The sequence below is a fragment of the Segeticoccus rhizosphaerae genome (genome assembly GCF_009192725.1).
GTDB classification, from domain to species: Bacteria; Actinomycetota; Actinomycetes; order Actinomycetales; family Dermatophilaceae; genus Segeticoccus; species Segeticoccus rhizosphaerae.
Map to the genome: position 1 here is coordinate 1 of NZ_VOHR01000399.1, position 3,078 is coordinate 3,078.

The 3,078-nt window shown below is 64.5% G+C and carries 3 protein-coding genes; 2 read left to right on the plus strand and 1 reads right to left on the minus strand.

What is annotated here, in order from left to right:
- Positions 1 to 170: 170 nt before the first annotated feature.
- Positions 171 to 1,028: a hypothetical protein gene (locus tag FRW57_RS19645; RefSeq protein WP_152186836.1), complete on the minus strand. Its 858-nt coding sequence runs from the start codon at positions 1,026 to 1,028 to the stop codon at positions 171 to 173.
- 328 nt (positions 1,029 to 1,356) lie between these two features.
- Here FRW57_RS19645 and FRW57_RS19650 point away from each other — a divergent pair, with 328 nt between their 5' ends.
- Together FRW57_RS19650 and FRW57_RS19655 are read left to right on the plus strand one after the other, a co-directional pair.
- Entirely contained in the window at positions 1,357 to 2,328 is a 972-nt protein-coding gene (locus FRW57_RS19650; RefSeq protein WP_152186837.1) for a S8 family serine peptidase, read from the plus strand.
- Positions 2,325 to 2,765 (plus strand): hypothetical protein, encoded by a 441-nt coding sequence (locus FRW57_RS19655; RefSeq protein ID WP_152186838.1) that lies wholly within the window; start codon positions 2,325 to 2,327, stop codon positions 2,763 to 2,765. The genes FRW57_RS19650 and FRW57_RS19655 overlap by 4 nt, the downstream gene beginning before the upstream one ends.
- Positions 2,766 to 3,078: the final 313 nt, after the last annotated feature.

Consider the following 3,078-nt stretch of genomic DNA (forward strand, 5'->3'; position numbering starts at 1 on the left):
CGACTGGTCCCACTGGCGACGCCGACATCAAGCCCGCGCCCAACGCTGCCACTACGCCCGCCGCGGCGCCTCACCATAAGTGCGGCTGTAGTACTAGGCGACACTCATTTCTACGACGAACCCACGTTTCGATTGCGCCCCTGGGCCTACCGAGCGGCGATGCCTTGGGCTCACACCAGCGATGACAGCGCGCTGGGCTCTTCGGGGGTCGGGGTGGCACTGACCATTGCCGGTGACGTGGGGGCGGATGTGCGTGGGAGAAACCAAAGAAGCATCATCGCCACTGCGAGCAGTAAGACTGTGGCGACGGATAAAATAATGGCCCTCCTCAGCTGCTTTGCAGCCTTCCCGGCGAACAAACGGCGCTTCTCGTACCACTCGCGAATCTGCGCCTCGTCCCGCACATCGACATCCGCCGGCCAAGAGTAGGCAGCCCGGTATCCCTCGAGGACAGACGACGCGGCGGCGAGAAGCGCGAGGACGAAGACGCTAGCCACGATCACCTTCCCCCCGCCCGCCAACCCGGTCATCGTGTCCTTGGCAGTCACGACACCTGCGATCGAGAATAGGCCGAGTAGGGCGGTGATAGCGCCGAGCCACTTTTCAGCGGCTGCACGGATGCGTAAGTCCTGAGTCTTTTGATCGGAGGCTAGAGCGGTGAGGGCAGGAAAGAGCGTCTCGTCCTCGAATGGCTCGAGAGCCCAACCGCTCGCGTGGTGGACGATGCTAACCATCCATGACGCACCACAGCCCGCGAACACCTGATCCGGTCGGCCCTGGTGATCGTCTTCGCAGTTGCAGGTGAATCGACGAGGGATGGCTTCGATGACGATGTCGGCGTCGAGAGAGGCCGGCGCACCTCCTTGCAGGACACGCTCCTGGATCTGGATCAGGCACAGATGGGAGCAACGAGGACACGGACCACTGGTCGTTGTCCCCGCGGCGTTGACGGCCACCCGCCAACCGGTGAACTCGGCGACCGCCGGTCGTAGGAGTTCGCTGGAGTAGTCGTTCTGAGATTGCGTCATCGACAGCACCTATGCGGACGTGCCACAGTGACTAACTGGGTCACCAGAGATGACGCATCTTACGCGCCCGTGAGCTTAGGCAGGAAGACCATTGAGCACATCCGGTGCAGCAGCGAAGTCGCGTTCACGTGCGTCGCTGCGCGAGATCCTCGGGCACGCCGCTCCGCCCCGCCCCCCTGTCAGTTCGGTGCGGAGTTTGCTACGAAGGCCGCCGGTTGATTTCACGACCATCGTGGGGGAACTGGCCGACCTCCAGTCCCTGTCGGACGACTGGCGGGCTGTGGACTATCCACTGTTGAACCACCTCGAACCCCCAAGGATCTTGCCCATGCCGGGTGAGGCCGCCGGTGCCCTGATCGGCGAGCCAATCGACCTGCGCGTCGCCGTCCTACGCCATCCAGACGGCGTCGCGGACGAGGTCGCACGGGCCGTCAGTCAGAGTGCTCAATTCCTCGCTCACTCAAGACTTCTCGTGGACCCCGGTTACTGGCTGACACCCGCGGGGAGCGCCATCGGTGGCCCCCGCCCCGGATCCTGGCTCACGGAGTGGGTCGAGCGGCGCCCCGAACTCCTCGCCGCCTACCGCGTCCCGCAACTCCCAACGTCCGTGGTCGGTGCCGCCGGCACCGTGGCCTGGCAGGACCCCGTCCGAGTGCTAGTTATCGATACGGGGGACGAGCGTGCGAGCGCTCAGGACGCCTTCGTCATGTCTACCCCGATGGGGACGGCCGACTCCCCGCCGCAGGACTGGCACGGTCATGGGACCTCACTGTCCGACGTTATCCGTATGCGCGCACCGGACGCCCGGTTGACCAGCGCCCGGGTCTTCGAGCGCGAGGACCGGTACAGCGCCTCGGCCGCGCTGTTGAACGCTTTGGTCTTCGCTGCAAGCTCCGTCGCTGATGCCGACCTCGTGTGCATCGCCCAGCGAGCCGTGATCTCGGGTGACGCGTCGCGCAACCTAGAAACGCTCCGATTCATCCTGACTCGAGCGCAGGAGAGAGGGTTCCGGTTGCCCGTCTTCGTGTGTGCCGCAGGTAACACGTGGCGCGGGGAGACCATGGCTCTACCTGCCACGCTGCCGGGGGTACTTGTGGCGCGCGCGCAGGAGTGGACAGGCGAGTTGGTGGAGTACAACTGCAGGGTACCGCTGGCAGGCGGCGTCAGCACGGTCGATGCTTACGGGGGCACTCACGACCAGCCGTTCGGGACAACAGTGTGCTCGGACGGTCGGGCGATACGTATGTACGGCAGCTCGTACGCGGCTGCCCTAGTGACGGCCGCACTCGCGCAACCGTGATGGAGCTCTCCGAGCCAGAACGCGAACGGGTACTTCAGCAGCTGGCGGAGGCGCACGAATATCTCGCCGTGGCATTGAAGACTTCCGCGAGAAAGGCTGAACATCGATCGGTAACGCGTCTCTTTATTCCGCAACTCAGTAAGCTTCTAGGAGCCTTCGGAACCGACTTCGCGCAGTTGATGGTCGACGATCCGTTCTGGCGGCACCTGATGGAGCTACAAGCGATTGTGGATAAGTCGGTCCCAGCCGCCGAAACGCCCGATGCCGACATCGAACTCACCTGGGGAAGCATCACCGACGAGGGAGACTTCGCGCTGCGGGCCCTGGAGAGGGCCATCGGAGCGCTCGGTGGGGACCTACCGCCGTCGACGGAGTCACCCGCACGAATGACGAGGTCGATGGTCGTGGTGCGCATCCGGGAGGAAGGGACCGCTTGACCGTGGATCCAGGACCCTAGAGGGACCGCTGGGCGCCGACCCCTATCTGCAGACGGGCTCGCTGCGGCTGACCCAACATGCGCAAGGCGGCGCCGCCCGGCTGCTGCGATGACGCACAGTATTGCCCAGCTTGATTGGGAACCGAGCCGTCGACGATTTTCACCTGGAGGGCCCAACGGACTGAGCGGACCCCCGTCAGATCGTGAGACGGCTGGTTACCAAGAAGGGCGTTAGTAGGTCGAATCAGTTGGCGGTGATGTAGGCCAGGTCTGGGTCGCCGAAGAAGCCGCGCACGAGGTGGGGTAGGGCCTGT

What these genes read in the sequence shown, in the direction of transcription:
- FRW57_RS19645 (WP_152186836.1), bottom strand. Translation starts at nt 1,028, where the DNA reads ATGACGCAATCTCAGAACGACTACTCCAGCGAACTCCTACGACCGGCG.
- FRW57_RS19650 (WP_152186837.1), top strand. Translation starts at nt 1,357, where the DNA reads ATGCCGGGTGAGGCCGCCGGTGCCCTGATCGGCGAGCCAATCGACCTG.